Origin of the sequence: Brevundimonas sp., from assembly GCF_032107865.1 — a bacterium.
Classification (GTDB): Bacteria; Pseudomonadota; Alphaproteobacteria; order Caulobacterales; family Caulobacteraceae; genus Brevundimonas.
Map to the genome: position 1 here is coordinate 1 of NZ_DAMCNG010000282.1, position 3,007 is coordinate 3,007.

Below are 3,007 nucleotides of genomic sequence, written 5' to 3' on the forward strand. Positions count from 1 at the left end.
CCCCCCAGAAGCGGGCCATCAGCATCCAGGCCAGGCCCGCCGCCGTCACCGCCGCTCCGACGTGCCAGGGCTGAAGGCCCAGCAGCCGCGCCATCGGCCCGACCACGGCGACGAACGCCATCATCGACATGCTGCCGACGCCCGCCGTGAACAGCAGCGGCTTCAGGCTGAAGGCGCCGCCGGGCGCCGCGGCGGTCGATGTGGCGGATGTCATGAGGCGCTCCTGTACGGCATGGAGCGGCTTGATCGACTAATTGAGAATGAATTGCAACTAAGGCTTGGCCGTTGTGGTGGGCAGCACCAGCTCCACAACCAGTCCCGGCTGATTGTCGCCTAGCCGAAGTTCGCCGTCATGCGCCCGCGCCACGGCGGCCACCATGGCCAGTCCCAGACCGGCGCCAGACGTGCGGCCGCCTGCGTCCTGATCCAGGCGATAGAAGCGCCGCAGCACCTTCTCGCGTTCGGCTTCCGGCACGCCGCGGCCGTGGTCGGCGACGCGGATGACCGCCCGGCCGTCCTCGCTGGAGGTCGAGACTTCGACCTGGCCGCCGCCGTGGAAGACGGCGTTCTCGATCAGATTGGCCAGGGCCTGCTGGATCAAGGCGGGATCGGCCTCGACCATGCCCGTGGGTTCGAGAGCCGTGGTCAGACGCCCGCCCGCCTCTTCGACGAAGGGGCTGTAGATGTCGGCCACGACGGCGGCCAGGGCGGCGAGGTCCAAACGCTCGGTCTGCAAGGCGGCGTCGCCGCTCTCGATCCGCGCCAGGGTCAGCAGGGCCTCGAACAGGGCGCTGACCTGGTCCGTCTCCTCCAGCGCGCGCTCGACGGCGGCCTCGCGCGCCTGGGCGTCGTCCCGATTGGCGGCCAGATCTTCCAGTCGGTTGCGGACCCGATTCAGCGGCGCGCGCAGTTCGTGGGCCACACCTTCGGACAGGGTCTTGAGCGTGGTCAGCGCCGCCTCCTGCCGATCCAGCATCCGGTTGAGGTTGGCCGACAGCTCATTGAACTCCCGCCCCAGGCCGACAGCGGGCAGGCGGGCCGAATCCTGGCCGGCGATGATGCGGCCGACCGCCTGATTGACCCCTTCCAGCCGCCGCAGGAACAGTCGTCCGGCGAACCAGCCCCCCGCGAGGGCCAGCAGGATCAGGGCGATGCCGCTCATCAGCGCATAGCGGCGGATGCCGCCGCGCAGTTCGTCCAGATGCTGGATGTCGCGCCCGACCGCCAGCAGACCGCCATCGGACGCCTGGGCGCTCAACGTCAGCATGTTCGGCGTCTGGTCGGGCCAGCGCGCGGGCCGCGCCTTGTTGGGCAGGTTGCGCCGGAAGCCGCTCTGATTGACCGCCAGCCGCGTCAGGCCGTTGGAGAAGCGGCTGCCGTCCGGCGCCTCGACCAGCAGCAGATAGCGGCGGGCGTCGCGGTTGCGGGCCTCGGCGTTCAACTCCTGCACCAGCTGGGCCGTGCCGTGGCGGTCAGCGTCGGCGCGCATGACGTCCATCTGATGGTTCAGCCCGTCGCGGACCTCGGCCTCGGCGAAGCGCATCAGGCCGTAGTCCACCCCCGCGATCATCACCGCCGCGCCCAGGCCGAACAGGGCCGAGAAGGCGGCCGCATAGCGCAGGCTGGCCGTGGTCCAGACCGACGGGCGTTTCGGCTCAGTCCGGGGCCTTGAGGACATAGCCCACTCCCCGGATGGTGTGGATCAGCTCCTGATCGAAGCCGCGATCCACCTTGGCCCGCAGGCGGCTGATGTGGGCGTCGATCAGATTGGCGCGCGGGTCGAAGTGAAAGCCCCACAGGCTTTCCAGAAGCATGGTGCGCGTCACCGCATGGCCGGCGTTGCGCGCCAGCCGTTCCAGCAGTTTAAACTCGTGCGGGGTCAGGTCCAGCGTCTGGCCGGCGCGGGTCGCCCGGTGCGCGGTCACATCGACCTCCAGATCGGCCACGCGATGCCGCGTCGTCGCCTCGGCCAGAGGCGGGCGCCGCACCAGCGCCTGAAGGCGCGCGCTCAGTTCGCTGAAGGCGAAGGGCTTGACCAGATAGTCGTCGGCGCCCGCGTTCAGCCCCGCCACCCGGTCGTCCACCGAGCCGAGAGCCGTCAGCATCAGCACCGGCGTCTTCAGCCCGCCCGCGCGCATGGCCTGGACGGTCTCCAGTCCCGGCAGGCCGGGCATCATGCGGTCGACGACGATGGCGTCGTAGTCGCCCTCCATCGCCATGTGCAGACCGGCCTCGCCGTCGCCCGCCTCATCGACGGTATGCCCCTGCTGGCGCAGGCCGTCGGCCACGAAGGCGCGGGTTCGGGCATCATCGTCAATGACAAGCATTCGCATGAGCGCCCTTCTAAACCTCTGTGGCGAAACGACCAGACCGGCTTGGAATTAATCTGGCCGCAAGACAATGCGAAGGTTGCTCGGCTATAGGCCAGTTGTTGCGAATGATATGCAACAGCTTGAGTGCGGCAGGGATCAGCATGGAGTCGAGAGTAGCGGAGTTCTGGGGCGCGCCCGATCTGTCGGTTCAGATCGGCGGCGGCGCATCCGAACGCCATGATGCGGTTGCGCCGAAGGACGGGGCGGACTGGGCTTTCGGCCTTAGCACGCCGGAGCTGCGCCTGTTCACCACGGGTCTGAAGCAGCGCCTGACGCCGGGACCGGCGACGACGCTGGGCGAGCGCGTGCGCCGCTTCTTCGCTGACCTGCCGGTCGCGCCCGAAACCGATGAGCCGTCGCCGCGCCTGCTGGTCGGCGCCCTGCCGTTCGACCGCCGCGCCGACGACTGCCTGTTCCTGCCCGAGCGCGCGGCCAACCGCATCTGGGACATGCCCTCAAGCGCGTCTCGCCCCTCGATCCGCGCCCTGACGCCCGAACCTTCGCGCGAAGCCTATGAGGCGGCGGTGACGCAGGTGCTTGAGGCCATGCGCGCCTCTCAGGGCGGCGCCGAGCCGGTCGACAAGGTGGTGCTGTCGCGCAGCCTGAAGGTTCAGGGCGACGGCGCGATCGACCCC

The 3,007-nt window shown here is 69.5% G+C and carries 2 protein-coding genes and 2 pseudogenes; 1 reads left to right on the forward strand and 3 read right to left on the reverse strand.

What is annotated here, in order from left to right; genetic code table 11:
- The 3 genes and pseudogenes from RT567_RS15515 to RT567_RS15525 form a co-directional block, all read right to left on the reverse strand.
- Positions 1–214 (reverse strand): annotated as a pseudogene (locus RT567_RS15515) (MFS transporter); the annotation flags it as partial.
- A 57-nt stretch (positions 215–271) separates the two neighbouring features.
- Positions 272–1,678 (reverse strand): HAMP domain-containing sensor histidine kinase, encoded by a 1,407-nt coding sequence (locus tag RT567_RS15520; protein WP_313577133.1) that lies wholly within the window; start codon positions 1,676–1,678, stop codon positions 272–274.
- The gene (locus RT567_RS15525; protein ID WP_313577134.1) at positions 1,656–2,333 is read right to left on the reverse strand and encodes a response regulator transcription factor; all 678 of its coding nucleotides are present in this window, start codon (positions 2,331–2,333) and stop codon (positions 1,656–1,658) included. The genes RT567_RS15520 and RT567_RS15525 overlap by 23 nt, the downstream gene beginning before the upstream one ends.
- 140 nt (positions 2,334–2,473) lie before the next feature.
- Here RT567_RS15525 and RT567_RS15530 point away from each other — a divergent pair.
- Positions 2,474–3,007 (forward strand): annotated as a pseudogene (locus RT567_RS15530) (isochorismate synthase); the annotation flags it as partial.